At 72.5% G+C, this 25,584-nt stretch carries 21 protein-coding genes; 8 read left to right on the top strand and 13 right to left on the bottom strand.

Going from position 1 to position 25,584, the window contains the following annotated elements; translation table 11 throughout:
* The first annotated feature begins 11 nt into the window (after positions 1-11).
* Complete coding sequence (locus WME89_RS49875; RefSeq protein WP_438006542.1) at positions 12-563, top strand: DUF3540 domain-containing protein; 552 nt, start codon at positions 12-14, stop codon at positions 561-563.
* A gap of 27 nt (positions 564-590) precedes the next feature.
* On the opposite strand, the gene WME89_RS49870 is transcribed toward WME89_RS49875, so the two are convergent.
* From WME89_RS49870 to WME89_RS49845, 6 genes are read right to left on the bottom strand one after another with little or no spacing between them, the layout of a single operon-like run.
* Positions 591-1,532 (bottom strand): hypothetical protein, encoded by a 942-nt coding sequence (locus tag WME89_RS49870; RefSeq protein ID WP_438006541.1) that lies wholly within the window; start codon positions 1,530-1,532, stop codon positions 591-593.
* Positions 1,533-1,567: 35 nt separating this feature from the next.
* On the bottom strand, positions 1,568-2,155 hold the full coding sequence (locus WME89_RS49865; RefSeq protein WP_438006540.1) for a hypothetical protein: 588 nt from the start codon (positions 2,153-2,155) through the stop codon (positions 1,568-1,570).
* A gap of 4 nt (positions 2,156-2,159) precedes the next feature.
* Positions 2,160-3,116, bottom strand: a complete 957-nt coding sequence (locus WME89_RS49860) for a S41 family peptidase (protein ID WP_438006539.1) — start codon at positions 3,114-3,116, stop codon at positions 2,160-2,162.
* A 22-nt stretch (positions 3,117-3,138) separates the two neighbouring features.
* Complete coding sequence (locus WME89_RS49855; RefSeq protein ID WP_438006538.1) at positions 3,139-4,878, bottom strand: pentapeptide repeat-containing protein; 1,740 nt, start codon at positions 4,876-4,878, stop codon at positions 3,139-3,141.
* Entirely contained in the window at positions 4,875-7,112 is a 2,238-nt protein-coding gene (locus tag WME89_RS49850; protein WP_438006537.1) for a DUF2169 family type VI secretion system accessory protein, read from the bottom strand. The genes WME89_RS49855 and WME89_RS49850 overlap by 4 nt, the downstream gene beginning before the upstream one ends.
* The gene (locus WME89_RS49845; RefSeq protein WP_438006536.1) at positions 7,112-8,311 is read right to left on the bottom strand and encodes a hypothetical protein; all 1,200 of its coding nucleotides are present in this window, start codon (positions 8,309-8,311) and stop codon (positions 7,112-7,114) included. The genes WME89_RS49850 and WME89_RS49845 overlap by 1 nt, the downstream gene beginning before the upstream one ends.
* Positions 8,312-8,364: 53 nt before the next feature.
* On the opposite strand from WME89_RS49845, the gene WME89_RS49840 reads away from it, so the two are divergent.
* On the top strand, positions 8,365-10,326 hold the full coding sequence (locus WME89_RS49840; protein ID WP_438006535.1) for a type VI secretion system Vgr family protein: 1,962 nt from the start codon (positions 8,365-8,367) through the stop codon (positions 10,324-10,326).
* A 26-nt stretch (positions 10,327-10,352) separates the two neighbouring features.
* Here the strand turns inward: WME89_RS49840 and WME89_RS49835 are convergent, their stop codons facing one another.
* From WME89_RS49835 to WME89_RS49815, 5 genes are all read right to left on the bottom strand, one after another.
* Complete coding sequence (locus WME89_RS49835; RefSeq protein ID WP_438006534.1) at positions 10,353-11,051, bottom strand: GbsR/MarR family transcriptional regulator; 699 nt, start codon at positions 11,049-11,051, stop codon at positions 10,353-10,355.
* Positions 11,052-11,141: 90 nt separating this feature from the next.
* Positions 11,142-11,792: a TlpA family protein disulfide reductase gene (locus tag WME89_RS49830; RefSeq protein WP_438006533.1), complete on the bottom strand. Its 651-nt coding sequence runs from the start codon at positions 11,790-11,792 to the stop codon at positions 11,142-11,144.
* A 68-nt stretch (positions 11,793-11,860) separates the two neighbouring features.
* Positions 11,861-12,118 carry a glutaredoxin family protein gene (locus WME89_RS49825; RefSeq protein WP_437622009.1) on the bottom strand — a complete coding sequence of 86 codons (258 nt, stop codon included), beginning with the start codon at positions 12,116-12,118 and terminating at the stop codon, positions 11,861-11,863.
* Between the two features lie 31 nt (positions 12,119-12,149).
* Positions 12,150-13,640, bottom strand: coding sequence for a B12-binding domain-containing radical SAM protein (locus WME89_RS49820; RefSeq protein ID WP_438006532.1), 1,491 nt, complete (start codon positions 13,638-13,640; stop codon positions 12,150-12,152).
* Positions 13,641-13,745: 105 nt separating this feature from the next.
* The gene (locus tag WME89_RS49815; protein WP_438006531.1) at positions 13,746-16,265 is read right to left on the bottom strand and encodes a DNA internalization-related competence protein ComEC/Rec2; all 2,520 of its coding nucleotides are present in this window, start codon (positions 16,263-16,265) and stop codon (positions 13,746-13,748) included.
* Positions 16,266-16,551: 286 nt separating this feature from the next.
* Here WME89_RS49815 and WME89_RS49810 point away from each other — a divergent pair, with 286 nt between their 5' ends.
* From WME89_RS49810 to WME89_RS49785, 6 genes are all read left to right on the top strand, one after another.
* The gene (locus WME89_RS49810) at positions 16,552-17,781 is read left to right on the top strand and encodes a trypsin-like serine peptidase (RefSeq protein WP_438006530.1); all 1,230 of its coding nucleotides are present in this window, start codon (positions 16,552-16,554) and stop codon (positions 17,779-17,781) included.
* A complete protein-coding gene (locus WME89_RS49805; protein ID WP_438006529.1) occupies positions 17,774-18,862 on the top strand; it encodes an ABC transporter substrate-binding protein in 1,089 nt (362 codons plus the stop codon). The genes WME89_RS49810 and WME89_RS49805 overlap by 8 nt, the downstream gene beginning before the upstream one ends.
* A complete protein-coding gene (locus WME89_RS49800; RefSeq protein ID WP_437656426.1) occupies positions 18,859-19,605 on the top strand; it encodes a TlyA family RNA methyltransferase in 747 nt (248 codons plus the stop codon). Before WME89_RS49805 ends, WME89_RS49800 begins: the two co-directional genes overlap by 4 nt.
* 300 nt (positions 19,606-19,905) lie before the next feature.
* The gene (locus WME89_RS49795; protein WP_438006528.1) at positions 19,906-21,105 is read left to right on the top strand and encodes an ABC transporter substrate-binding protein; all 1,200 of its coding nucleotides are present in this window, start codon (positions 19,906-19,908) and stop codon (positions 21,103-21,105) included.
* A 61-nt stretch (positions 21,106-21,166) separates the two neighbouring features.
* Positions 21,167-22,051 (top strand): branched-chain amino acid ABC transporter permease, encoded by an 885-nt coding sequence (locus WME89_RS49790; RefSeq protein ID WP_438006527.1) that lies wholly within the window; start codon positions 21,167-21,169, stop codon positions 22,049-22,051.
* A gap of 64 nt (positions 22,052-22,115) precedes the next feature.
* Positions 22,116-22,682 (top strand): hypothetical protein, encoded by a 567-nt coding sequence (locus WME89_RS49785; protein WP_438006526.1) that lies wholly within the window; start codon positions 22,116-22,118, stop codon positions 22,680-22,682.
* A gap of 16 nt (positions 22,683-22,698) precedes the next feature.
* Here WME89_RS49785 and sdhB read toward each other — a convergent pair whose 3' ends face one another.
* Positions 22,699-23,514: a succinate dehydrogenase iron-sulfur subunit gene (gene sdhB / locus WME89_RS49780; protein WP_438006525.1), complete on the bottom strand. Its 816-nt coding sequence runs from the start codon at positions 23,512-23,514 to the stop codon at positions 22,699-22,701.
* A gap of 1 nt (position 23,515) precedes the next feature.
* Positions 23,516-25,549: a succinate dehydrogenase flavoprotein subunit gene (gene sdhA, locus WME89_RS49775; RefSeq protein ID WP_438006524.1), complete on the bottom strand. Its 2,034-nt coding sequence runs from the start codon at positions 25,547-25,549 to the stop codon at positions 23,516-23,518.
* Between the last annotated feature and the right edge of the window lie 35 nt (positions 25,550-25,584).

The following is a 25,584-nucleotide window of genomic DNA, read 5'->3' as shown; positions in this document are numbered from 1 at the left end:
GAGGGACCGTCATGTCGGAGGGAGCCGTGATCCGGGGGCGCGCCGCGTCCGTGCGCGCCGAGGAGTACCTCGGGCCAGCGCACGTGCTGGAGGCCCACCGGCAGGCCGTGGTGGTCGAATTGCCGGAGGGGGAGAGCGCAGAGGCGACGATGGCGCTGGCGATCCCTTATGCGCCAGCTGTCGGCGACGTGCTCCTGGTGATCGGCCGCGGCGGACGCTTCTATGTCATCGGCGTCCTGCACGGGACGGGCAAGACGACGCTGGAGCTCCAGGGCGACGTCGACGTCCGCGCGGCGGGCGGGGCGCTGCGGCTGTCCGGGGACCGGGGGGTGGAGCTCCGGGGGCCGGAGGTGGACCTGCACGGCGACAAGGTGCGGGTGTTCGCGGGATCGCTGGTCCAGAAGGCGGCGTCACTCTACCAGCGCGTGACCGACCTGTTCAGCCTGCACGCCCGGGAGAGCCACACGGTGGTGGACGGGTCGGCGACGACCAAGGCGAAGAGCGCGACGGTGCTGACCGAGGAGACGATGACGATCAACGGCAAGGAGATCCACCTCGGCTAGGCGGGCGTCCGGCGGCGTCCGGCTGGCTCACCAGCCGTATTCCTTTCCCTTGGTCACCTTCTGCGGGAGCGCCCTTAGCGGGCCGGCCATCCCGCTGGGATCCAGATCCGCGTGCCGGTAGGGGTGCACCCAGTTCTGGGTCATGGCGCTGTCCGTCGGGCGATGCTGGATCCCGTAATGGGCGAGCACCGCGGCGCACCGCGCGCACACCGCCCGGCTGACGCCGATCCGGTTGAAGGCGCGGATGTGGCCCTGCAGCCACCAGGACACCGCGAGCATCTCCGCGTGGATGTTCTCGTCCTCCCTGGGGTTGTCCCCGATGATCCGATCGTCGATCGTGATGCGATGTCTGCCCTCGATGCCCTCGATGGCCTCGTCGAAAGACCTGTACTCGCGCTGGGTGAAGATGACGTAAGTGCCGTCGTCGGTCTGGACGACGGCCTGTACGTTCCGGCTCTCGAGCCGTCCGTCGCCGTGGATGGCCAGATTCAATGTCTCCGCCATGCCATCGAGCTGCTGTCGCGTGGACGTGGGTCGCTCGCGCCTGTCCTCTTCCCCCTCCTCCTCGTCGCTGTCTCCCTCCTCCTCGTCGCTGTCTCCCTCCTCCTCGTCGCTGTCTCCCTCCCGCTCCTCGCCCTCCCCTTCTCCTTCGCTCTCATCCTCCTGGTCGTCGTCGTTGTTGTATCTCTGGACGAGGCCCGAATCGATCCGGGACCGCTGCGAGCTCTCCTCGTCATCGGAGTCGCTCGACTCGGACTCGCTGGAGTCCCGCGATGCGACCTCATCCGGTGAGCTATCCGCGCCAGATTCGGCGACCCTCCGCCGCTTCGTGACCGCGTTGACCGCCGTGGTCCTGCGCGAGCGCCCGGTGGAGTTGCTGGTGGCGACGGTGCTGTTGCCCTGCTTCCCGCTCGTCCTCTTCCTCTTGGTGCGGGAGCTCGTCGAGGACGTCGATCTGGTGCTCACCATACGCGTTCAGCGCCAATCTCCGCGCAGGGCCCAGATCAGAAAGGGCTCGGCTCCCCGTCCTGATCGAAGTACGTCGTGGCGCCGCGCTCCACGAACCAGCGGGTGATGTTCGCGTTGGGGAAGAATCGCTGGAGCGCGAGGACCTCCTTCCTGGCCTCGTCGAGATCAGCGTCAGTGACGTCGCTATCGCCGCTCAGGGTCGGCCGGGTGACGCGGATCTGCGTCACCTGATCGGGGTTTGCGCCAGCCTGCTGGACAACATTCCGGAGCGCCGTCCACTCGCTCCCGCCGTCCGAGCAGTGAGCGTAGACCGGCTTCTCGCCAGCAAGGGCCCAGGCGGAGGCGCAGCCCACGATGGTGCTCGGCCCGTGGCGTTCGTTCGTGCCGATGAGGCCGTAGCCATTGTCGCCGTGAATCTGCGGCCTCGTCTTCGTCTTCGTCAACTTCAGTGCGCGGGCCCGCGCCATCAACGTCGCGTTCGTCAACACCCCGAGGTCCCCTGGCAGCGCGGGCACGGGAGCGTCCAGGTGGTCGGAGTTGATGACGGGCACGGCCTGCCCAAGAGATGCAATCGCCTTCTTGCGGGGATTGCAGCAACAGAAGAGCGTCTTCCATCTGGGCATCTCCTCATCCCTCCATCGCAGGGACACACGAGCCCGGCCCGGGCGCCACGCCGATCCCCTGCACCTCCGCCCCGCCCGGCAGCGTCACGCGCACCGCCGTCGCCATCCGCGCGCCCCCCTCTCCCGCGCAGAGCGCCTGCCCCACCCCCTTGCCGTGGGTCCTCTCCCCCGCGATCACCGCCCGCCCGTGCGCCTTCAGGCACCCCGCGAACAGCTCCGCGGCCGACGCGGTCCCGTGGTTTATCAGGATCGTCACGGGTGCCGCATAGGGCCTCTCCTGCGCTGACCGATACACCGTCTCGTCCCCGTCTCCGTCCGTCACCGTGGCGATCACGCTCCCCGCCGGCAGAAAATCTCCCGCCAGCTCCACGAACGCCCGCAGCTCTCCCCCCGGGTTGTCCCGCAGGTCGATCACCAGCTCCCGCGCCCCCTCGGCATCGAGCGCGCGCACGGCACGATAGACGAGCGCCGGCACGTCCAGCGAGAACACCCGGATCCGGATCACCCCGACGCCTTCCTCGAGCAGCGCGTGCGCCACGTTGTTCGCGCCGGAGAGCACCTCCTCCGGCGCCCCCGCGCACGTGTAGAAGACGTTCACCGCGCTCGGCACCAGCACCGCGCCCACCGCATTGTTCCCGGCGTTGCCGATGGTGCGGCAGGTGAGGTTGATCGCCGGCAGCCCCTCGATGATCACCTTCGCATTGCCCGTCACATAGGCGCCGATATCCATGTAAAGCGGGTGCGCCACCCCGGGTTCCATCCCGAAGGTCATCGGGATGGTCGTGCCGAGGTTCAGCGCGTTCATCATCGCGACCTTCACCTTCACCGAGAAATTGACGGCCATCGCGTTGAGCGCGAAGTTCGGATAGGGGATCGGCACCAGCACGGGCCCCACCGGCGTCAAGCACACGTCCGGAAACCCGATGTTCATCCCGGCGCCGTTGTTGCTTGCAGGCAGCATTCCCTTCGCTCCTCTCGCGTGGTTACCGGGGCGGTCGCGGGGGCGTGTACGCCTCCGCCTCGAGCCGATCGACGTCCGTCCGCCGCGCGCCGATCAGCTGCGCGCCGGAGAAGCGCGCGCCCCTGTCGCGCCAGGCGTGCAGGTTGGCGCCGCCGAGATCAGCCTCGCTGAAGTCGGCCTCCTCCACCCGCGCGTGCGATAGGTTCGCCCGCTCGAGGCGCGCCGCGAGGAAGAGCGCGCCGCGAGCGGCCGCGTGGTCGAGCATGGCGTCCCGCAGATCCGCGGCGGCGAGGTTCGCGCCCTCGAGGTCCGCCCGCGTGAACGTCGCGTACCGGAGCATCGCCTGCGAGAGCTTCGCCCCGCGCAGCGACGCGCCGCCGAAGTAGGCGGCCTTCGCCACCACCCTCGGCAGGCTCGCGCCATCCATCGCGGCCTCGCGGAGCCTGGCCTGGGTCAGGATGGATCCCTCGAGATCGGCGCCGCGGAGGTTCGCCTTCGAGAAATCGCTGCCCATGAAATCGCAGTCGCGCAGGCTCATCCGCTCGAGGTTCGCCCCCATGAAGGCGCAGCGGTGCACGGTGAGCCCGGAGAAGGAGACGGCGCGAAGATCCACGCCGGTGAAATCGACGCGATCGAAGATCGTCTTGCCGAGCACGGCGCCCGCCAGCGCGGCCTCGCGGAGGAGCGCCTGCTGGAGCACCGCGCGCGTGAGGTTCGCGCGCGAGAGCCGCGCCCGGTCGAGGATGCAGCGGACGAGCCGCGCGGCCGTGAGATCGGCCCCCTCGAGGTCGGCATCGATGAGGATCACCGACTCCAGATCGCGGCCGGAGAGGTCCACGCCGCGGAGGATCGAGCGCGAGAGGTCACACCCGAGAAAGCTCGCGCCCCGGAGGTCCGCGCCGGTGAGATCGCAGTCCGAGAGGATCGAGCGCTCGAGGCGGGCGCCGCGCAGGCGGGCGCCGCGCAGATCGGCGCCGCGCAGCGAGCAGAGGGAGAGGTCCGCGCCCTCGAGATCGAGCCCGGAGAGATCCGCGCCGTCGAGGTCGGTGCCGGCGAGATCCTTGCCCGCGAGCTCGGGCCGGCCAAGCCTCGCCTCGTCGAGGACCACGCCGCGCATGCGCCGCGGGAAGCGGGCGCCGCGCAGGTCGGCCCGGACGAAGACCGCGCGCTCGAGCTCCGCGCCCTCGAGGTCCGCGCCGCCGAGATCGGCCCCGACGAAGGCGCCGTCCTCGATCCGGGCGCGGGCGAGGCGGGCGCCGCGGAGGTTCGCGCGGGTGAAGGAGGCCCGGGCGATGCGAGCCTCCGAGAGATCCGCGCCCTCGAGGTTCGCGAGGTCGAGGCGCGAGCCCTCGATGGTCGCGCCGGTGAGCCGGGCGCTGGACCAGTCCGAGCCCACCGCCTCCACCTCGGCGAGCGTCGCGCCGGAGAGATCGGCGCGGGCGAGGCGCTGGTGGGAGAGCTTCGCCCGGGTGAGCCGCGCGCCGGCGAGACGCGCTTCCTCGAGGTTCGAGCCGAGCACGAGCGCGCCGTCCAGCGCGCAGCCCGCGAGGTCCGCCTCGCGCAGGTCGCACTCGACGAAATGCGCGCCCGAGAGGGTGCTGCCAGCGAGCTGGGCGCCGCGCAGCCTGGTGCGGAGGAATTTGACGCGGGAGAGATCGAGGTTCGTGAGATCCCGGCTCGTGAGGTCGAGGCCGTCGATGCGGACGCCCTGGAGCGGCGCGCCGGCGCGGATGCGCTCGAGCAGCTCCTTGACCGTCTTCATGCGCGCTCCAGGCTGGAGCGCCGCAGGTTCGCCCCCTCGAAGTCGCACCCGGCGGCGCTCGCGCCCTCGAGGCGGGCGCCATACAGGCTGGACCGGGCGAAGGAGGCGCCGTCCAGGCGGGCCTTGCAGAGGTCGGCGCCGAAGAGGTCGGCCTGGGAGAGGTCGGCGCGCTCCAGCGAGGCCCGATAGAAGCGGCTCTCGCGCAGGACCGCGCACGCGAAGCGCGCGCCCCGGGCCGAGGCCCACGAGAGGTGCGCCCGGGGGAGCGAGGCATACCGGAGGTCGGCGCCGTCGAGCTTCGCCCGGAGCAGCGCCGCGCCCTCGCCCCGCGCCTCCACGAGCGTCGCGCCCTCGAGATCGGCGTCGGAGAAGCTCGTGCGCGGCAGGGACGCGCCCGTGAGATCCGCGCCCTTCGCCGAGGATCCCGAGCACATGCACCCCACGAGCGCCGCGCGCCGCAAGGAGGCGCGATCGAGCCTCGCCCCCTGGAGGACGGCGCCTTCCAGGTGGAGCTCCTCCCCGTCGATCTCGCGGAGGTCGGCCTCGTCGAGCAGCGCGCCGCGCCCGCGCGCCCCGGCCAGGCGGGCGCGGGTGAGCACGGCGCGCGTCAAGATCGCCTGGTCGAGCGTGGCGCCGCGAAGATCGGCGGAAGCGGCGCGCGCGCCGGTGAGGTTGGCCTGGGAGAGATCGGCGCCGGAGAGATCGGCGCCGGAGAGGTTCGCCTCGAACAGCACGGCCCGCGAGAGATCGGCGCCGGAGAGGTTGGCGCCCGAGAGGTCGGCGCCCGAGAGGAGCGCGCCGGAGAGCTTCGCCCTGGCGAGGTCGCGGCCCGAGAGGTCGCGGCCCGAGAGGTCCTGCCCCGAGAGATCGACGCCGGGGCCGGGCTCGGGCAGCGGCGCCGCGGCCTCGCCGGGGAGCCGGTAGCCGGGGAGGATCTCGCGGAGGCGGGCGTCGCCGAGCAACGCGTCGAGGCGCTCGACCCCCTCGAGCTTCGTCCCGCGCGCGGCCGCGTCCACCTGGAGCTTCTCGAGGCGCTCGACGAGCGCGGCGAGCGCGCCGCCCATGGGGACCCGCGGCGTGCCCGCGGGCGTGGCCGGGAGGTACGCGGCCTGCCGCCGGGCGGGCAGCCGCGCGAGCGCCTGCGCGATGGTGCGCTCGAGGCCCACGCCCTCGGGGATGCGCAGGGTCCGGAGCTTCGCGACGAGCTCTCGCACGCGCTCCTGCTCCGGCGCGTGCAGGCCGCCGAGCCGCTCCGCGAGGAGCCTGGTCACCGGATCGTCCTCGTCCGCGACGACGCGCGCCGGGCGCGGCGCGCCGTCGCGGACGAGATCGTAGGCCTCGCGCATCTCCGGCGGGAGATCCTCGAGGCCGCGCGGATCGCGGGCGAGTTGCGCGAGCCTCTCCCGGTAGCGCTCGAGCGGCAATGGTGGGGTCTCCAGCGGCTCGGCGCCGATGACGGCGGCGCGCAGGTCGGCGAGGTCGTCCTCGTCCACCTCCGCGTGGCCGCGCCAGGTGAGGGTCACGAGCCCCGCGTCCGGCTCGACGAACAGGGTGTCGAGGTTCATGCGGGCGTCCTGCACGCGGCCCCGCGCGTCCTCGACGACCGCGCGGATGCGGAGGCCCGGCAGGCGGAACGAGGCGCTCTGCGCGGCGGGGTGCAGGTGGAGGAGCGCGACCTCCTCGTCGCCGCGCAGGTAGCCGGCGAGGCGCTGGTCCGGCGGGGCGGCCTGGAAAAAGGTCCAGTCGAAGTCCTCGGCGTACCACGGGGCGCGCGTCTTCCGGTACGAGGGGCCGTACTCCTTGCCAAGCCTTTGGCGGCGCTCGGGCGCGTCGGGGTGGAGCGGCCCGAAGGGCGCGGGGACCGGCCGGCCCTGGCGCGGCGCCGGGACCTGCTGCGATTTCGACCACGCCCCGACCGCGAAGCGCACGGGGTGCTCGCGCTGCGCGTCGCCGGGGGGCGGGTGGCAGGCGCCCCGGAGCAGGAGGTCCGCGGCCGGCTTCCAGTCGGCGAAATCGCCGGGGTAGGTGGGCTCGCCCTCGCGCTCGCCGCCTCCGCCCTCGAAGGTCTCCGCCGTGAGGGCTCCCTGGGCCAGCGAGCCGTCCATCGGCGCGAGCGGCTCGCCCGGGCGGAGCGAGAAGCGGCCGCGGACGATGAGGACCACCTCCGGCTGCGGCGGCCTGCGCGAGCAGACCTTGGTGCCGAAGAGGAACGGCGTGAGGTTCCGCGTCTGCATCAGAACAGGTTGATGACCCCGGACATCAGGTTGTACGCCCCGGTGCTCACCGACTCGGCCGACGAGACGCTGGCGCAGATGTTCTTCACGTTGGTGCGGAACTGAGAGAGCTCCTGCCGGCTGGTCAGGTTGAGCTCGGCCTTGGGGCCCATGTTGATCGAGATCCCCGCCGTGAGCGAGACCTCGAGCATCGCCGCGATCGTCAGCTCGACCAGGCCGCCGATCGTGACCTCCTCGGTGGCGCCGACGGTGATCGACGCCGCGTTGCCGAGGGTGATGTCGCTGGTGCTGCCGATGGTCACCGACTGGACATCGCCTATGGTGGTATCCGAGACGAGCGCGGCGGTCGTCGTGCTGGAGACGGTGCTCGCGGTGGTGTCGTCGCTGATGGTGGCGGCGGTCGTGGTGCTGGAGACCGTCTGCGCGGTGGTCTCGTCGGTGATCGAGGTGGCGGTCGTCCTGCTCGCGATCTCGCCGGCCCAGGTCTCGTCGAGGATCTGCGGCACCGGGCAGGCGGCGGAGCCGGTGTACGACTCCATTCGCTGAGCCCACGTGTAGCTCAGGCAGGTGGGGTTCGGGCGCTCGGCCGTGGGGGCCTCCGAGCCGGTGATGCTGGTCTGCTTGTTACCGTAGAAGCGATCGAACGTGTCGCCGTGATAGGTGGTGTCGACATCCCCCTTCTCGGTCTTCTCGGTGACCTTCCATGTGCCGTTGTAGTTCTGGACCCATTCGATGGTGGTGGCGGCGGTCCAGAGGTCGGTGGCGTCCTGGATATGGCCGCCGGAGACGTCCCAGCCGGCGGTGTCTTCCTGCCGCCCGAGGACGAGCATGCGGTAATTGCCCTTGATGACCTCGACCTTGTCGCCGCGCGTGGTGGTGATGCGATTGCCGTCGGAATGGTCGCGCCAGCCGCCCTTGGTGTGCAGCTTTGCGGTCTCGGCCTGCCGCTCGCCCTCGGGGACGAAGCCCGGGCAGCCGTCGCGCTTGCGGGTGTCGTCGATGAACGAGGTGACGCGGGCGGCGAGGTCCTCGCCGCTCGCCTTCGGGGCGTTCGGGCTGGCGGCGATGCCCGGGTCCTTGACCGCGCCGAGGCGCAGATAGGAGCTCATCGCCTCTGACTCGGTCCTCGCGTCGTTGAAATTCGGGACCTCGATGAGGAGGTATTTCCCGCTGATACCGTCACCCTCGCGCGTACCCATGCGTGCCTCCGTATCGGGTACGGTAACAGGCGAGCCGCAGAGGAGGCGCAACGATGAACGGGGAGCCGACCGAAACCCTGAGGTGCAGCGGGCCGAGCGCCCGCTCGTGCGGCGAACGGGTCGCCGCGACAGCGTACCGCGCGCCGAGCGGCGTGCAGATGGGCGCGGAGCCGGCCGCCGCCCGCATCCGCGAGGCGCCCGACGCAGACCTCCTGTGCGGGGAGCCGATCGCGCGCGCGGTGTGCGCAACGAGGGCGGAGGAGGCGCCCGGGCCAGCCGCGGAAGGCGCGGCCGCGGCGCCGTATGCGAGCGATGGCAGCATCGACGCGGCCCAGGGGCGAGCGAGCGTCGCGGGGCAGATGGCCGTCGCGCTGTCGCCGGCGAGGGCGAGCGTCGCGGGGCAGAGAGACATCCCGCCGTCCCCGGGCGGCCTGCGGGCGCCGCGTCATCCGCCGCTGCAGGAGCTCGAGGCCGCGGAGTCAGCGCTTCGCGCGGCGCGCTCCGCGCCCATCGAAGCGCTGAAGGAGGCGAAGGCTGCGCTCCGGGACCGGGCACGGCACGCGCCCATCCTGCGGCTCGACTCCAGCGATTTCTCCTGCGCCCACGTCCGGGTGCGCGAGGTGCGCGGCAAGGAGACCATCGGCCAGCTCTTCTCGTTCGACATCGACGTGGTGTGCAGCGACGACGCCGAGCTCTCGATCGATGAGGTGCTGGGGGCGACGGCGTCGCTCGTGTTCGAGGTCCAGGGAGCCGACGAACGCACCGTGTACGGGATGATCTCCGAGGTGGAAGACCGGCACGAGACGGAGACCGCTTTTCGCTCCTACCGGCTCCGGCTCGTGCCGCGGGCGTTCCGCGCGGCGCTGGTCGAGCTGCAGCAGGTCTTCCTCGACACCAGCGTGCCGGAGCTCATCCAGCAGAAGCTCGCGATGGTGGGGCTCGGGCCCGAGGACGTGGCCATGCGCCTCTACCGCGATCACCCGGCGCGGGAGATGATCGTCCAGTACAAGGAGACCGATCTGGCCTTCATCTCGCGCCTCGCCGAGCACCTCGGGATCTCCTTCTTCTTCGAGCACGAGTCGGGGCGCGACGTGATGGTCTTCACCGACGAGCAGGTGGGCTTCCAGCCGCTGCCGGGGGGCGACGCGGTGGTGTTCCGGCCGCGGGGCGAGCGGCGCGACGTGTTCGAGCTCAAGGAGCAGGCGAGGGCCTTCCCCGCGACCTACGTCATGCAGGAGTACAACTACCGGACGCCGAGGCTCGATCTCACGGCAACACACGAGTCCGCGGCGGGCCTCGGGGGCGGCGTCGTCGAGTACGGCGCCCATCACAAGACGCCGGAGGAGGGCCAGCAGCTGGCGCAGATCCGCGCGGAGGAGCGGGCCTCGTCGAGCCGCTATGTCGAGTGCCAGAGCGATGAGCTCCGGCTGATCCCGGGGGCCGTCTTCGCGCTCGAGGGCCACCCGCGGCTCGACGGGGCGCGGTTCCTGGTCGTGGAGGTGGAGCACCGCGCGGTGCAGCCGATCGCGATCGAGGGCGGGGCCGGGGGCGAGCAGGAGTATGTCAATCGCGCGCGGCTCGTGCGCGCGGAGCAGGCCTATCGCCCGCCGCGGACGGCGCCGCGGCCGAGGATCCACGGCGTGGTGACCGCGCTGGTGGAGCCGCTCCCGGACGGTGAGGTCGGGGAGGTCTCGCCGATCGACGCACAGGGGCGCTACCGGGTGCGCTTCCATTTCGACGCGGGGGATCCCGCGTCGCAGGCGTTTCCCTCGCGGCTCGTGCGGATGATCCAGCCGCACGCCGGGCCGAATTACGGGTTCCACTTCCCGCTGAAGCCCGGGATCGAGGTGCTGATGGTCTTCCTGGACGGAGACCCCGACCGTCCGATGATCGTGGGCTCCGTGCCCAACCCGATCACGCCATCGCCGGTGACCCGGGAGGTGAACCTGATGCACCGGATCGAGACGTCGACCGGCATCCTCATCGAGATGAGGGACTGCCCGCCCCGCGGTTGAACCGCGCACGTGCGGGCGACCGGTGCTCAGCGCTTGCGGCCGGCGCGCCCGCTCAGCCGGCTGATCGCGTCGCCGGCGGCCCAGGCGACGCGGGCGGCCGCGTTCAGGGAGCGGACCACCGCCTCGGGCACCTGCGCGATCAGCCGCTCGAGATCGACGGGGCCGTCGATCGATGGCAGCAGCTGCTCCATGAGCTCCGCGAACAGGTCGTACTTGCGCGACAGGTCGTCGAGCCGCGCGCGCATCGCGTCGGCCTCCGGGCCCTGCGCGTCGCCGAGCAGCGCGAGCGCGCGCCGCGCGAGCGTGCGCTTGTCCTGCACCACGCGGCGCAGGCGACCGAGGTAGGCGCCGACGATGACGTCGGGGTACTTGCCGCGCAGCGCGAACGAGTCGTGCCGCGCGCCCGACTCCCGCCGGCGCTCGATGATCCCCGCCGCCTCGAGCCCGCGCAGGTTCGCGAAGATGTTGCTCTTGGAGCGGCCGAGCTCCTGGCTGAGCTCGTCCATCGAGCGCGGCACGTCGGCCAGGTAGAGCGCCGCGACGACCTGCCCCCCGAGCCGGGTGATACCGGGGAACGACGCGGCGATCTCGGCGCCGACCCCCTCGAGCAGCGCCTGCCGCGCGGCCGCGACCCGCTCGTCCGAGGCGCTGCCGGCGCCCCCTTCGCCGGCTGCGGGCGGCTGCGGCGGCTGCGCTGTCGGCGACGTCGGCCTGCGGGCGGTCATGATGGGTGACTCACATAACGGTCTTTCGGGAACGCGCCAAGCAGCCAGCGCGCCATCCACGACCCGCGCGCCCCGCGCCCCCGCGCCCGCTCAGGAGTCGTCCGCGCAGACGGCCGCGAAGTTGCCGCGCGGCTGGCTCTTGTAGATGTCGACCGGGCACGAGCCCCAGCGCGTGACCATCTCCCCCACCTCGATGGCGAGGCTGTTCGACCAGTCCCGCGCCCCGTCGAAGCGGGCCCGGATGATCCCGTTCGGGTCGATGATCCACGTCTCCGGGTAGAGCTGCGTGCCGTACTGGTCCAGCACGACCTTCGACTCGGGGTCGAAGAGGACCGGGAACGGCGGATCTCCGTTCAGGGCCACCTTGAGCGCGTCCCGCACGTCGTCCGGCCCCTCGTCGGTCGAGATCGTGAGGACGACGAAGTCCTTCCGCGACTGGGCGATCCGGCCGAGCTCCGCGAGCGCCGGCATTTCCTGAAGGCACGGAGCGCAGGTCTTGGTCCAGAAGTTCAGGAACACCGTCTTGCCCCGGAAGGACGACAGCCGGACCGGCTTGCCCTCCATGTCCGGCAGCTCGAAGTCCGGCGCGAGCCGGTTCCGGCCGGCGTAGGCGGGGCGCAGCGCGCACATGGCCTTGCAGGCCGTGGTGCGCTGGTCGTTCTGCGCCGCGTGCACGAAGCCGTACACGGCGACGGCGGCGACGAGGATGAAGAGGATCTGCGCGATGGTCGTCCACTTCACGGGGATGGGCATAGCCTAGCGCGGCGCCGGGAGAAAGCGGGCGGAACCGTCCTGACCGCGCCCGGAGGTCATTCCGGCCCCGAGAGCAGCCGCTCGAGCCGCCGCTCGTCGACGCGGTACTTCATGATCTTGCGCCCTTCGAGCTCGACGACGGGGACCTCCCAGTCGTAGAGCGCGCGCTTCTCCGGGCCGGCCTCGCGGTCCAGATCGACGACGGCGAGCTCGAACGGCAGTCGCGCGCGCACGCGCTCGAGCGCGGCGTGGGCGTCCTCGCAGAGGTGGCAGCGCTCGCGCGTGAAGAGGGTCAGCTTCTTCGTCGGGTTCATCCGGATCCTCCGGGGCGGGCGGCCGCCCCGCTCACCCGGCCGCGAGGAGCGGCAGGCTCTGGCGGCGCGGCGGCTCGGGGCGCTCGACCTTCTCGAATGCGCGCTCGTAGTCGCGGAACGAGCCGCCCGCGTGCACCGCCTGCAGCACCGCGCGCCCCTCGGCCTCGCCGCCGGCGGCGAGCACCGCCTCGACCCACGCCCAGCGGGCGCTCGTGGCCCGCACGTCCGCGCGCCCGCGCAGCCCGCGGCGGAGCCGGTCGAGCCGCTTGTTCACGACGTCGATGCCCGCGAAGCGCGCGCCGTGCAGCGGCGTGTTGCGCTTCGGGCAAAACGGCGCGATCCCGAGCGCGACCGGCACGATCCGCGAGAGCTCCGCGACGAAGGAGACGCACTCGTCGACGTCCTCGTCGGTCTCGCCGGGGACGCCCACCATGAGGTACAGCTTGAGCCGGTTCATCCCGTGCTGCCGCGCCAGCTCGGCCGCCCGCTGGAGGTGCTTCGGCCGCGCGCGCCGCTCGAGCGTCTCGCGGACGCGCTCGCTCGTGCCGTCCATCGCCGTCGTGAGCGTCTTATAGCCCGCGAGGCGCAGCGCGCCGACGAAGTCGTCGGTCAGCCGGTCCGGCCGGAGGCTGCTCAGCCCTACCTCGCAGCCCCGCTCGGCGAGCGTCCGGACCACCTCGACGATCTTCGGGTGGTCGCTGACCGCGGCGCCGACGAGGCCGACGCGCTTCGCGTCCTCGGGGACGAGCTCGAGGAGGCGCTCCTTGGGGACGATGCGCATGCCGCCGTTCGTCGAGCGGCGCATCACGCAGTAGGTACAGCCGCGCGAGCAGCCCCGCTCCGCCTCCATGAGGAACATGTTCGAGAGCTCCGTCTCCTCGGCGCGGATCGGCGACCAGGCGGGCAGGAGCGCGTCGTCGCACTGGGCGACCGGGGGCATCTCCGCGCCGTGGCGCGCAGGGACGAAGACGTGGGGGACGCGCGAGAGCTCGTCGAGCGCCGCCTCGCGCGAGGAGGCGTCCCGCAGCACGCGCAGCACCTCCACCGCCAGCGTGTCGGCCTCGCCCATGATGATCGCGTCGGCGAACACCGCGAGCGGCAGCGGGTTGGAGAACGTGAGCGGGCCGCCCGCGAGCACGAACGGGTGGCGGCCGTCGCGCTCCTCCCGGAGCGCCGGCAGCCCCGCCAGCTCGAGCAGCCGGACGACCCCGGCGAGCTCGAGCTCGTAGGCCACCGAGAGCGCGATCACAGGGAAATCGGAGAGGGGGCGGAGCCCCTCGTACGTGACCGGGGCGCCCTCGGCGCCCTGGCCCTCGTCGTCGGGCAGGAAGGCGCGCTCGCACGCCATCCCGGGCTCGGCCTGGATCGCCTTGTAAATCTGGAGAAAGCCGAGCGAGCTCATGCCAGCCCGGTACGGAGACGGGTAAGACAGCGCGACGCGGAAGGGCGCCTGCTTGTCGATACGACCGATCTCGCTCGCGAGCCGGCGGCGGATCGTGGTCGTCATCGCGCTACGAGACATCGCCGGAGCGTCCCTCAGGGGACGTCCAGGCGCAAGGACACCGGGCGCACGGCGGCCGCGCCGAGCGCCGGTTTCTTCCCGGTCCTCCCCACCTCCAGCGCCGGCTCACCTCCCCGGCGCGGCGATCCCTTCCGCCGCGCCGCGGCGAGCGGGCGCCGGGCTCGGCGGCTCGCCCGGACGGGACCAGCGGACGCGCTCGCCGTCGGTCTCCCAGATCAGGGCGCCGCCGCGGTCCATGCGCGCGATCGCGACGCCACGGGCCGAGAGGCGGGACAGCACCTCGGGGCTCGGGTGCCCGAAGCGGTTGCGGACGCCGCAGGAAATGGCGGCGACGGCGGGGTCGACGGCCGCGAGGAGCGCCGGGCTGGTCGACGTCCTGCTGCCGTGGTGCCCGACCTTGAGCAGATCGGCCCGGAGCGCGGCGCCGTACCGGGCGACGAGCGCTTCCTCGGCCTCGTGCTCCGCGTCGCCCACGAGCAGCGCGGCATGAGCGCCGTGGGTGATGCGCAAGACGAACGAGTTGTCGTTGGCGCCCCGGTCGGGGTGGAGGTCGGGGCACGGCGCGAGCACCTCGACGGTCGCCCCGGAGAGCGCCCGCGGCCTGCCGCACAGCGAGGCGGGCCGCACGACGGGCACCCCGCGCCGGCGCAGGTCCGACAGCAGCTTCGCGTAGACAGGGCCCGCGCCCTCGGCCTCGCCCTGGCCGGTGTCCCAGAGCTCGCCGACCTCGACGCCCTCGACGACGGCAGGCAGGCCGCCGAAGTGATCCGGGTGCGGGTGCGAGAGGACGACCGCGTCGAGGCGCGCGCGGCGGCGCGACCTGAGGAGCGGCCGGATCACGCGCGCGCCCGGATCGACGGGGCTGCCCACGAAGCCGCCGGCGTCGACGAGCATCGCGCCGCCCTCGGGGAGGTCGATCAGGATGGCGTCGCCCTGCCCCACGTCGAGGACGCTCACGCGCAGCACGCCGCGCGGCGCGCCCGCGCGCACGGCGACGATCTCGAGCAGCAGCCACGCGGCGGCGCCGGCGGCCAGCGCGGCGAGCCGGCGGGCGCGGCGCTCCGCGGCCCAGGCGAGCGCGATCGCGGCGGCGAGCGCGGCCAGCTGGGCGGGCGACGGCTCGGGCAGGCGCAGCACCACGCCGGTGTCCGCCGAGGCGCGCGCGACGGCGCGCACCGCGAGCAGCGCGCCCGACCCGACGAGCGCGCACCCGCGCTCTACCGGCGGCGCCCACGAGAGCACCGCGTGCGCGAGGCAGAAAGGGAGCGCCGCGAGCTCGCCGAGCGGCGCGGCGACGACGTTCGCCGCCACGCCGAGCAGCGGGAACGTCTCCCCGTTCATGAGCAGCAGCGGCGCGCACCCGAACATGGCGGCGAGCGTCGTGGCGAGGGGCGCGAGGACCTTGCGCGCGAGCGCGCGCGGCGACGACGACGACGACGGCGACGACCGCGCGCCGGGCGGCCCGCCCTCCGCGCGCTCGTCGCCGCGCCCCCCCTCGCCGGGCACGAGCAAGGCGGCGAGCGGCCGCTGCAGCCAGAGCAGCCCGGCGGTCGCGGCCGCCGAGAGGCCGAACGAGAGATCGCACGCGACGAGCGGATCGACGGCCGCGGCGCCCGCGAGCGACAGGGCGAAGCAGCGGACCCCGACCGGGCGGAGGCCCGCGAGCCGCGCGCACATCGCGCAGCTGAGCATCGCCGCCGCGCGCATCGCCGAGCCGCCGCCGCCAGCGAAGTCGGCGTAGAGCCACGCGGCCGGCACGCACAGGGCCGCGGTGATGCGGCCCGCGTCCCACCGCGCCGCGATCGGATCGACGCGGACGAGGAGCGCGCGGGCGACCGCGGCGAAGCCGGCGACGGCGAGGATCAGGTGCGTGCCCGAGACAGCGAGCAGGTGCGCGAGGCCGCTCTCGCGGAAGGCGTCCTGGTCCTCGGGCGCGAGGTCGGTCTCGCCGAGCACGAGCGCGCGCCCGAGCGCGGCCGCCTCGGGGTGGAACGTGGCCTCGATGCGCCCGCGCACGGCGGCCCGCGCGCGGTCGACGGCCGCCCCGATCGACCGCCCCTCCGCGGTCCGCCGCGCGTCGACGATCGACCCGCTCGCCACGATCCCGCTCCGCGCGATCGAGGCGGTCGCGTCGCGGAGGCCCTCGTTGCGGAACAGGTGGATCGGCGCGAGATCGGCGACCACCTCGAGCCGGTCCCCCCGCGCGAGGTCGAGCGGCGCCCCGTGGAGGCGCGCCCGGAGCGGGCCCGGCAGCGCTCGTCCGCCGCAGGTCCCGCCGGAGAGCTCCACGTCGATGCGCGCCGTCGGCGCCTCGCCTGCCGGCCGCTGCGCCGCCCCGACGACGACGGGCGAGCCGATCACCGCGCCGGTCACCTCGCAGCGCGCCGGCGGGTGCAGCAGCGCGGCGGCACTGCCGTAGAGGCCGCCCGCGTCGTCGAGCAGCGCGCGGGCGCGGAGGCCGCCGGCGACGAGGGCGAGCGCGGCGGCGGCGAGCGCGGCGCGGCCGGCCCGGCGGCGGAGCGCCGCCGCGGCGAGCGCTGCCGCGAGCGCCGTGGGCAGCGGCGAGAGCGCGAGCGGCGCGCCAGCGACGAGCGCGAGCCCGAAGAGCAGGACGGGATCGATCACGGCCGCGTCTCCCCGCAACACCCGGGCCGCTCACGTTTCCACGGCATTTCATCCCGGCGCCGGCTGCCCCGCCCCTGGCGCCGCCATGGCGGAACCGGGTAACGCCGGTCACCGGACGATCCTGCAAGAGCTCTCGAACGGCATCTTTATGTGGTGCATGCAACGAGCCGAGTCGTCGATCGCGCGCAGTACGCGTGCATGACCGCACATTCGCCTCTAGACTCTTTGGCTCGATGCGACGCCTCGAGGCTCGTCGCACCTACATTGCAGTACTTGGAGGCTCTCGATGTCGTTTTGCTCGCCCAGAGTCACCTTGATTCTTGCCCTGGGACTCACTGCAACAGCGTGCAGCTCGGCCCTGGAGGAGCCCCCTGATGAGACCGGTGAAACGCGTGATGCCATCCGTGACGGTTACCTGGATGACACCGACAGGGCCGTCGTGGGCATATACAACGCCGAGATCGGCGCGATCTGCACGGGGAGCTTGATTGCGCCCAACGTGGTGCTGACGGCCCGGCATTGCGTGTCGGACATGGCCAATGAGCTCGACGGCCAGATCACCTGCCGTTCCACGAAGTTCACGGACACGCACCTGGCGGGGCGGATCCTGGTGACGACGGACGCGGAGATCGGGCGAGACTCGGCCTTCTATGCCGGCCGGGAGATCGTGCTGCTGCCCGGCAACGACGCCGACAGCTTCTGCGGCAACGACCAGGCGATCCTGATCCTGGACGAGCTGATCCCGGAGAGCGACGCGGCGCCGCTCGTTCCGCGCGTCGACGTGCCCCTCGCCGAGGGCGAGGAGTACTATGCGGTCGGCTTCGGGGCGACGAACGACATGAGCACCGGCGCGGGCCTGCGGCGGCGCCGCGACAAGCTGTTCATCGACTGCGTGGCCGACGGCTGCCCGGCGTCGGTGGTGAAGCGGACGGAGTGGGTCGGGGACACGGGCATCTGCGAGGGCGACTCGGGCGGGCCCAGCCTCGACCTGATGCACCGCGTGATCGGCGTGACCTCGCGCGGCGCCGAGGGCTGCGAGTACCCGATCTACGGCTATGTGTACGGCTGGGCCGAATGGATTAAAGAGACGGCCGTGCACGCCGCCGACCTCGGAGGGTACGAGGAGCCCAGCTGGGCGAGGGGCTTCCCTACCGATCCCGTCTACTCGGCCGAGGTGGGCGCCGCCTGCGAGCAGCCGGAGCACTGCGCGACGAACGCGTGCCTCGACGGCTACTGCACGCGTCCCTGCAGCGAGATCGCGACCTGCCCGGGCGGCTACAGCTGCAACGAGGAGCTCGGCTTCTGCGCGAAGCTCCCCGAGCCGCCGCCGCCCGAGGATCGCGGCGGTGACGAGGAGGCCGACGAGGACGGGGGCGACGCGGCGTCGGGCGGGTCGTGCAGCATCAACCCGCGGCCTGATCCGACGAAGCCGGTCCCCTGGATGCTCGGCGCGGCAGGCCTGGGCGTCGCGTCGAGCCTGCGGCGGCGGCGGCGCAGCCGGGACCGGCTTGGCTGAGGGTCGCCGCGCATCCACGAAAGGCGCGCCGGGGCCCGCGCTCGTGGCGGGCGCGCCGGCGCCCGCGCTCGTGACAGGCGCGCCGGCGCCCGCGCTCATGACAGGCCTCGCGCCGCCTCCGGGCGCCGTCGGCCCCGCGCTCCCGCGGCGCGCCGCGCTCACGGCGCTCGCCGCGCTCGCGCTCGCGGCGTGCGGGCGCCGGGCCCCGGTCGCTGCCGGCGGGGCGCGCGTGGTCTCCCTCTCGCCCAGCACGACGGAGGCGGTCTGCGCGATCGGGGCCGGCGCGGCGCTCGTCGGGCGCTCCCGCCACTGCGACCACCCGCCCGAGGTGCTCCGCCTGCCCAGCGTCGGCGGCTACGCCGATCCGAGCATCGAGGCGATCGTCGCGCTCTCGCCGACCCTCGTGGTCGGCGCCCGCGGCCCCGCCGGCCCGGCGCTCGAGCAGGCGCTGCGCGGCCACGGGATCGCGACGTTCTTCCCCGAGACCGAGTCGCTCGCGCAGATCGAGGAGATGCTCGCGGAGCTCGGGCGGCGGCTCGACGCGGCCGCCGGCGCGGAGCAGGCGATCGGCCGGATCCGCGCGCGCCGCCTCGCGGTCGAGCAGGCCGTGAAGGGCATGCCGCGGGTCCGGGTCGCCCTGCTCTTCGACACCTCGCCCATCTTCGCCGCGGGCCCCGGCAGCTTCGCCGATGAGCTCATCCGGCTCGCCGGCGGCGAGAACGCGATCGCCCGTGGGGGCGCTTACCCGTCGCTCAGCGTCGAGCACCTGCTCGCGCTCGATCCCGACGTGCTGCTCGACGGCGCGGCCGTCGAGGGCGAGGCGCAGCCGGGCACCGCGAGGCTGGCGGCGCTCCGGGACGCCCCAGGCTGGAGGTCGCTGCGGGCCGTGCGCGAGGGGCGCGTGCGCCCGCTCCGCACCGACGTCGCGCTGCGTCCGGGGCCGCGCATCGGCGACGGCCTCGCCGCGGTCGCCCGGGCGCTCCACGGCGACGCGCTCGCGCTCTCGGACGCAGCCGCCGCGCCCCTCTCCCCGGGTGGAGGCGCTGGCCTCGTGGGCCCGCTGCCCTCGGGGGCGCCGTGACCCGCGTGCGCGCCGACGCGCTGCTCGTCGCCCGCAAGCTCGCCGGCTCGCGGACCGAGGCGCAGGCGCTGATCATGGCCGGCAAGGTCACCTCGGGGCCCCGCCGCATCGACAAGCCGGGCACGCTGCTCCCGGAGGACGCCGAGGTCCACGTCGCCGCCGGCCCCCGGTTCGTCTCGCGCGGCGGCGACAAGCTCGAGCACGCGCTCGCCGCCTTCGAGGCGCACGGCCTCGACGTCGCCGGCAAGACCTGCGTCGACGTGGGCGCCTCGACGGGCGGCTTCACGGATTGCCTGCTCCAGCGCGGCGCGGCGCGGGTCTTCGCCGTCGACGTCGGCTACGGCCAGCTCGCCGCCAGGCTCCGCGCCGACCCGCGCGTCGAGGTGCGCGACAGGGTGAACGCCCGCGAGCTCCAGCGGGAGGACTTCGACAGCCCCATCGACCTCGTGGTCGTCGACGCGTCGTTCATCAGCATCTCCCGGCTGATCGACGCGATCGCCCGCCTGCTGCGCCCCTCGGGCGACCTCGTCGCGCTGATCAAGCCGCAGTTCGAGGCGGGCCGCGAGGCCGCCGCCCGCGGCCGCGGCGTCATCCGCGACGAGGCGACCCGCCTCGCGGCGATCGCCGAGGCCCGCCAGGCCATCGAGGCCGCGGGCTTCTCGGTCGTCGGCGAGGTCGACAGCGCCGTGCGCGGGCCGAAGGGGAACGTCGAGCACTTCGTCCATGCGCGGCGCGCGGGCTAGGCGCCTCGCGCGGCGCGCAGACTAGGGGCCGCGCGCAGGCCAGGCGCCTCGCGCCGCGCGCGGGCCAGCCTCCCCGCGCGCCCGAGGCCGCGCCCTCGGCGGCGGACGAGGCCGCCGGAATCCTTGGAGAATCGAGCACTTAACACGACCGACACGGGGCGCGCCGCGGCCCGACAAAGCTGACGGGCCGCGTAGACAATGGTAGACGCGAGGGGTACACGCGCTCTCGGCCGCTGCTTCGGCGGCCATGGCCACCGGCGGGCGACCCACACGCGGCCCGGCGACAGGGAGGACGACGACATGCTCGGACGACGGGGTTTGGTGAGGATGATCGCCGGTGCGCTCGCGCTGAGCGCGCTGGCGCTCGGCTGCGGCAAGAAGAGCGAGGGGTCGGGGGGCGACCCGGCGAAGCACGCGAAGGACGACCCGGAGTGGAAGGTCGGCGCCTACTTCAGCCTCTCGGGCGAAGAGACGGCGTTCGGCGTCGACTCCAAGGAGGGTATCGACCTCGCCATCGACGAGATCAACAAAGCCGGCGGGGTCAAGGGCAAGCCGATCAACGTCCTGTACGAGGACAACAAGTCGAAGCCCGAGGAGGCGACCAACAAGGTCTTGCAGCTCATCGATCGAGACCACGTGCTCGCCATCCTCGGCGAGGTCGCCTCGTCCCGGTCGCGCGCCGGCGGCATCGTCGCCAACAAGAAGAAGGTGCCGATGATCTCGCCGTCGTCCACGAACCCGGACGTGACGAAGGTCGGGCCCTTCGTGTTCCGCGCCTGCTTCACGGACGACGTGCAGGGCCAGATGGGCGCGCAGTTCATCATCAACACGCTCGGCAAGAAGAAGGTGGGGCTCTTCTTCGCCTCCGACGACCTCTACTCGTCGGGCCTCGCCAACGAGTTCCGCGCCGAGGTGAAGCGCCTCGGCGGCGAGATCGTCATGGAGAAGAGCTTCCTCAAGAAGGAGACCAACTTCACGACGTACATCAACGAGCTCAAGTCGGCGAACCCCGAGATGATCTACGCGCCCATCTACTACACGAGCATGGCCCCCATCGCGCGGCAGGCCAAGGCCGCGGGCGTGCCGGGCAGCATGTTCGTCGGCACCGACGGGTGGGACGCGAACGAGCTCCTGCGCGACGCCGCGGAGGAGCTGGAGGGCGCGTACTTCACCAACCACTACGCGCCGGACGTCCCCTGGCCCAACTCGCAGGCCTTCGTGAAGAAGTACCAGGAGCGGTACAAGCGCACGCCGTCGAGCATGGGCGCGCAGGGCTATGACGCCGCCAGGCTGCTCGCCGACGCGATGGGCCGCGCCAAGGAGATGACGCCGGACGCCATCCGGCAGGCGATCCAGGACACCAAGGGTTTCCAGGGCGCGACGGGGGTCATCACCATCGACGCCGAGCGCAACGCCGACAAGCCGGTCGTGATTGTCCGGATCAAGGACAAGCAGTTTACCTACTACGCGACGGTCAACGAGAAGCCCGCGAAGCAGTAGTGGTCGTGCCCGCGCGCACGCGCGGGGGGTCTTCCACACCGCGCGCGGTGAAGAGGTCTCCATGGAGAAGATCGTGAATGCCCTGATCACGGGGCTCGCCCAGGGGTCGATGATCGCCCTCGTCGCCCTCGGCTACACGATGGTTTACGGCATCCTCAAGCTCATCAACTTCGCTCATAGCGAGGTCTTCATGATGGGCGCCTTCGCCGGGCTCTTCGGGATAACGGCGTTCGGCGCCCAGGATGCGCCGCTTTTAGCGGGCGTGGCCGGCACGCTGTTCGCGATGGCGTTCGCGGGCGTGCTCGGGGTCCTCGTCGAGAAGGTGGCTTACGCGCCGCTGCGCTCCCGGGGCCGGGGCCTCGCGAACACCCGGATCACGCCGCTCGTGACGGCGCTCGGGATGAGCGTCCTCCTCCAGAACCTGGCGCAGCTCCTCTTCACCGCCCGCTACCGCGGCTATCCGCAGCTCCTGCCGATCGAGCACACGCGCAAGGTGATCTTCGTCTCCTCGATCCTGGTGATGATCGCGCTGGAGCTGCTCGTGCGGCGCACCTGGACGGGCAAGGCGATGCGCGCGCTCAGCGTGAACATCGAGGCCGCCCGGCTGATGGGCATCCGCACGGGCCGCATCATCGCGCTCACCTTCGTCACGGGCTCGATGCTCGCGGCGGTGGGCGCGGTGCTCTACTGCCTCGACCAGTCGCAGGTGTACCCCACGATGGGCGTCGTGATCGGCAACCGCGCCTTCGTGGCGGCGGTCATCGGCGGCATCGGCAACATCACGGGCGCCATGCTCGGGGGCATGCTGATCGGGATCATCGGCGAGATGACGAAGCTCACGCCGTACTCCGGCCTGCAGGACGTCCTCGTCTTCGCGGTGCTGATCGGGGTGCTCCTCGTGAAGCCGACGGGGCTGCTCGGCACGACCGGGATCGAGAAGGTCTAGCGCTCAGCCCGGCCGAGGCGCCGGCTGGCCGACGCGCCGGCTGTTCCTGCGGTATGCTCGCCGCATGCGACGCCTCGCTCTCGTCCTGCCGCTCTCGCTGCTGGCGGCGTGCGCCGCGACGCCCCCCGCCAACTGGGCTCGCGGCGGCGCGCTGCTCGACATCCCCCGCGCCCGCTGGGTCTATGCCGACCTGGCGGTCGACGTCATGCCGGACGGCAAGATCTTCGTGAACGGCGACCACGAGCTCAACGTGGATCGCGGCGGGCGGGTGTTCGGTCTGGAGGCCGAGCCGGTGGCGTTGCTCGAGCGGGACGGCCGGGTCACCGGCCCGAACGACGACGCGCTGGGCAAGATCGGCGTGCTGCACGCCTCGCTGCCGGGCGAGGCGAACGCCTGGCTCACGGTGGCCGAGACCGGCGCGGTGATCCGCTACGTGGAGGACGGCGAGCGGCAGACGTTCGGTGTCTGGCTGGGGTGCGAAGCGACGGCGCGGGCGCACCAGACGTGCACGCTGATCACGCACATCCTGGGCATGCGCATCCGGAAGCTGGAGCGCCAGACCACGACGGAGCCGGTCCGCCTGGGGCTCGGGAGCGGCTTCGGGTTCGGCGTGGGGTCGCCGTTTCCGTAGCGCGGTGGGCGGCGCTCTATTTCAGGAGCCAGCCGAACAGCATGCGCTTCGTCGTGTCGCGGGCGACCTGCGCCAGCGAGTCGACGAGCGGGATCTCCTTCGGGCACACCTCGACGCAGTTCTGCGACTTGCCGCAGTCGGTGATCCCGCCCTCGCCCATCACGGACTCGAGGCGCTCGTTCTGGTGCATCGCGCCCGATGGATGCATGTTGTAGAGCCGCACCAGGTTGATCGCGAAGGCGCCGACGAACTTCGTCCCGTCGTTGTACTGCGGGCACGCCTCGACGCAGCAGCCGCACGTCATGCAGCGGGAGAGCGGATACCGCTCCTCCTGCCGCTCCGGCGACTCGCGCGGACCGGGGCCGAGCTCGTGCGTGCCGTCGATGTCGATCCACGCGCGCACGCGCTTCATGTCCTCGAACATCCGGCTCCGGTCGACGAGCAGGTCGCGGACGAGCGGGAACTTGGACATGGGCTCCAGCGTGATCACCTCGCCCTTCGGCGCGATCTGGTCGATGAGCGCGGAGCAGGCCTGACGGACCCGGCCGTTGATCACCATCGTGCACGAGCCGCACACCTCTTCCAGACAGACCGCCTCCCAGACGACCGGAGCCACCTCCTTGCCGTCCGCGGTCCGCGGATCCTTCTGGACCTGCTGGAGCGCGCTGATGACGTTCATCTGCGGCAGGTAAGGGACCTTGAACTCCTCCCAGCGCCGCGACTCCGGCTGATCCGCGGTGTCCTGCCGCCGCACCCGCAGGTGCACCAGCCGGCCGTCACCCCGCGCCGGCGCCGCCGCCCCGTTCGCCTTGTCTCCGCTCGCCTTGGCCATCCTACACGCTCTTCTGCGACAGCTTGCCCGTCGTCTGGACGTTCGCCGCGCTCGCCGCGCTCGCCGCGCCCGCCTGATCGTATTTGCGCTCCCGCGGCGCCACCAGCGACGTGTCCACCGCGTCCGTCACGTGGACCGACCGGCCGGCGCACGCGTAGTCGAACTCGCGGATGAACCTCACCGAGCCCTTCTCCTCGTGCCGCGCCAGCGTCGTGCGCTGCCACTCGGCGTCGTTCCGCACCGGGAACTCCGGCTTGTAGTGCGCCCCGCGCGACTCGTCGCGGCGCCTCGCCCCCTCGGCGATGACCCGCGCGAGCACCAGCATGTTCTCGAGGTGACGCACGAACTGCGCCCCCTGGTTCACCCGCGGGGCCGTGTCCGTGCACCGGATCCGCCCGGCCCGGTCCTCGAGCTCACCGAGCTTCTCGAGCACCCGGTCGAGCGTGGCGTTGTCGCGCTCGATCGTGCAGTCGCGCAGCATCGCCTCGCCGAGCTCCTGGTGCAGCCGATAGGCGTTCTCCGGCTGCTTCGCGTCCTGGTTCTGCGTCAGGATGCGCTGGTAGTCGGCCTCGGCGCGCTTCTCGGCCTTGTCGAAGATCGAGCGCGGCAGGTCGAGCGCGCTCCGCTTGATGCTCTTCTGATAGCTCGCGACCGCGGGGCCGCACACCATGCCGCCATAGATGCACGAGAGCAGCGAGTTGGCGCCGAGCCGGTTGGCCCCGTGATACTGGTAGTCCACCTCGCCGACCGCATAGAGGCCAGGGATGCTCGTCGCGTGGTTGCGCGGCGACCCGGCCTTGAGCGAGCCCCGCGCGTCCGCCTCGTAGTCGACCCAGAGGCCGCCCATCGAGTAATGGACCGCCGGGAAGACCTTCATCGGGTTCTTGTACGGGTCCGTGCCGGCGAACTTCTCGTAGATCTCGAGGATGCCCGCGAGCTTCGCCCGGAGGAACTTCTCGTCCTTGTGCGTCAGGTCGAGGTAGACCTCGTTCTCGTTCTTGCCCGTCGCGGCGTTGAAGATGCCGCGCCCCTCGTGGAAGCACGTCTTGAAGATCGCGCGCGCGGCGATGTCCCGGGGGACGAGGTTGCCGTAGCCGGGGTACATCCGCTCGAGGAGGTAGTCGCGCTCCTTCTCGGGGATGTCCCGCGGGCTCCGCGCGTCGCCCTTGTCCTTCGGCACCCAGACGCGGCCGCCCTCGCCGCGCGCGCTCTCGGAGATGAGCCGCAGCTTGTCCGCGCCCGGGATCGCCGTCGGGTGCACCTGGATGAACTCGCCGTTCGCGTACACGGCGCCCTGCTGGTAGACCGCCGACGCGGCCGTCCCGGTGCAGATGACGCTCAGCGTGGAGCGGCCGAAGACGATGCCGCAGCCGCCGGTCGCGAGCACGACCGCGTCGCCCGTGAAGGCGCGGATCTGCATCGATTTCAGGTCCTGCGCGACGCAGCCGACGCAGGTGCCGGCGTCGTCGAGGATCGCCCCGAGGAAGTCCCAGAACTCGTGCTTCCGGACCATCTTCTCGCCCGGGATCGACACGCCGTGCTCGTCGGTCACGTCGGCGAGCTCGAACCGCCGCACCTGCTCGTCGAGCGCGTAGAGCAGCTGCTGCCCCGTCGTCGCGCCGGCGAACGCCGTGCGGTGGAACAGCGTGCCGCCGAAGCGGCGGAAGTCGAGCAGGCCCTCCGGCGTCCGGTTGAACGGCACGCCCATGCGATCGAGCATGTACACGATGCCCGGCGCGGCCTCCGCCATCCCCCGGATCGGCGGCTGGTTCGCGAGGAAATCACCGCCGTAGGCCGTCTCCTCGAGGTGGACCTGGGGGCTGTCGCCCTCGCCCTTCGTGTTCACCGAGGCGTTGATGCCGCCCTGCGCGCACACGGAGTGGGAGCGCTTCACCGGCACGAGCGAGATGAGGTCGACCGGGACCTTCGCCTCGCACAGCTTGATCACCGTCATCAGGCCGGCGAGGCCGCCCCCGACGACGACCACGCGCCGAACCTTCCCCCCCTCGCTCCTCGTCGTGCTCTTCGCCGCCATGTTCGATTCCAGTGCTCCCGCCGCCGCTCCCACCC

It is taken from the genome of Sorangium sp. So ce321, assembly GCF_051530195.1.
Classification (GTDB): Bacteria; Myxococcota_A; Polyangia; order Polyangiales; family Polyangiaceae; genus Sorangium.
The sequence above is the reverse complement of the archived record's forward strand: the minus strand, read 5'-3'. Positions and strand labels throughout refer to the sequence as shown.

What these genes read in the sequence shown, in the direction of transcription:
- WME89_RS49825 (WP_437622009.1), bottom strand. Translation starts at nt 12,118, where the DNA reads ATGAACCCGACGAAGAAGCTGACCCTCTTCACGCGCGAGCGCTGCCAC.
- WME89_RS49795 (WP_438006528.1), top strand. Translation starts at nt 19,906, where the DNA reads ATGCTCGGACGACGGGGTTTGGTGAGGATGATCGCCGGTGCGCTCGCG.
- WME89_RS49850 (WP_438006537.1), bottom strand. Translation starts at nt 7,112, where the DNA reads ATGCAGACGCGGAACCTCACGCCGTTCCTCTTCGGCACCAAGGTCTGC.
- WME89_RS49845 (WP_438006536.1), bottom strand. Translation starts at nt 8,311, where the DNA reads ATGGGTACGCGCGAGGGTGACGGTATCAGCGGGAAATACCTCCTCATC.
- sdhB (WP_438006525.1), bottom strand. Translation starts at nt 23,514, where the DNA reads ATGGCCAAGGCGAGCGGAGACAAGGCGAACGGGGCGGCGGCGCCGGCG.
- WME89_RS49790 (WP_438006527.1), top strand. Translation starts at nt 21,167, where the DNA reads ATGGAGAAGATCGTGAATGCCCTGATCACGGGGCTCGCCCAGGGGTCG.
- WME89_RS49820 (WP_438006532.1), bottom strand. Translation starts at nt 13,640, where the DNA reads ATGTCTCGTAGCGCGATGACGACCACGATCCGCCGCCGGCTCGCGAGC.
- WME89_RS49855 (WP_438006538.1), bottom strand. Translation starts at nt 4,878, where the DNA reads ATGAAGACGGTCAAGGAGCTGCTCGAGCGCATCCGCGCCGGCGCGCCG.
- WME89_RS49785 (WP_438006526.1), top strand. Translation starts at nt 22,116, where the DNA reads ATGCGACGCCTCGCTCTCGTCCTGCCGCTCTCGCTGCTGGCGGCGTGC.
- WME89_RS49870 (WP_438006541.1), bottom strand. Translation starts at nt 1,532, where the DNA reads ATGGTGAGCACCAGATCGACGTCCTCGACGAGCTCCCGCACCAAGAGG.
- WME89_RS49860 (WP_438006539.1), bottom strand. Translation starts at nt 3,116, where the DNA reads ATGCTGCCTGCAAGCAACAACGGCGCCGGGATGAACATCGGGTTTCCG.
- WME89_RS49835 (WP_438006534.1), bottom strand. Translation starts at nt 11,051, where the DNA reads ATGACCGCCCGCAGGCCGACGTCGCCGACAGCGCAGCCGCCGCAGCCG.
- WME89_RS49875 (WP_438006542.1), top strand. Translation starts at nt 12, where the DNA reads ATGTCGGAGGGAGCCGTGATCCGGGGGCGCGCCGCGTCCGTGCGCGCC.
- WME89_RS49810 (WP_438006530.1), top strand. Translation starts at nt 16,552, where the DNA reads ATGTCGTTTTGCTCGCCCAGAGTCACCTTGATTCTTGCCCTGGGACTC.
- WME89_RS49865 (WP_438006540.1), bottom strand. Translation starts at nt 2,155, where the DNA reads ATGCCCAGATGGAAGACGCTCTTCTGTTGCTGCAATCCCCGCAAGAAG.
- WME89_RS49840 (WP_438006535.1), top strand. Translation starts at nt 8,365, where the DNA reads ATGAACGGGGAGCCGACCGAAACCCTGAGGTGCAGCGGGCCGAGCGCC.
- sdhA (WP_438006524.1), bottom strand. Translation starts at nt 25,549, where the DNA reads ATGGCGGCGAAGAGCACGACGAGGAGCGAGGGGGGGAAGGTTCGGCGC.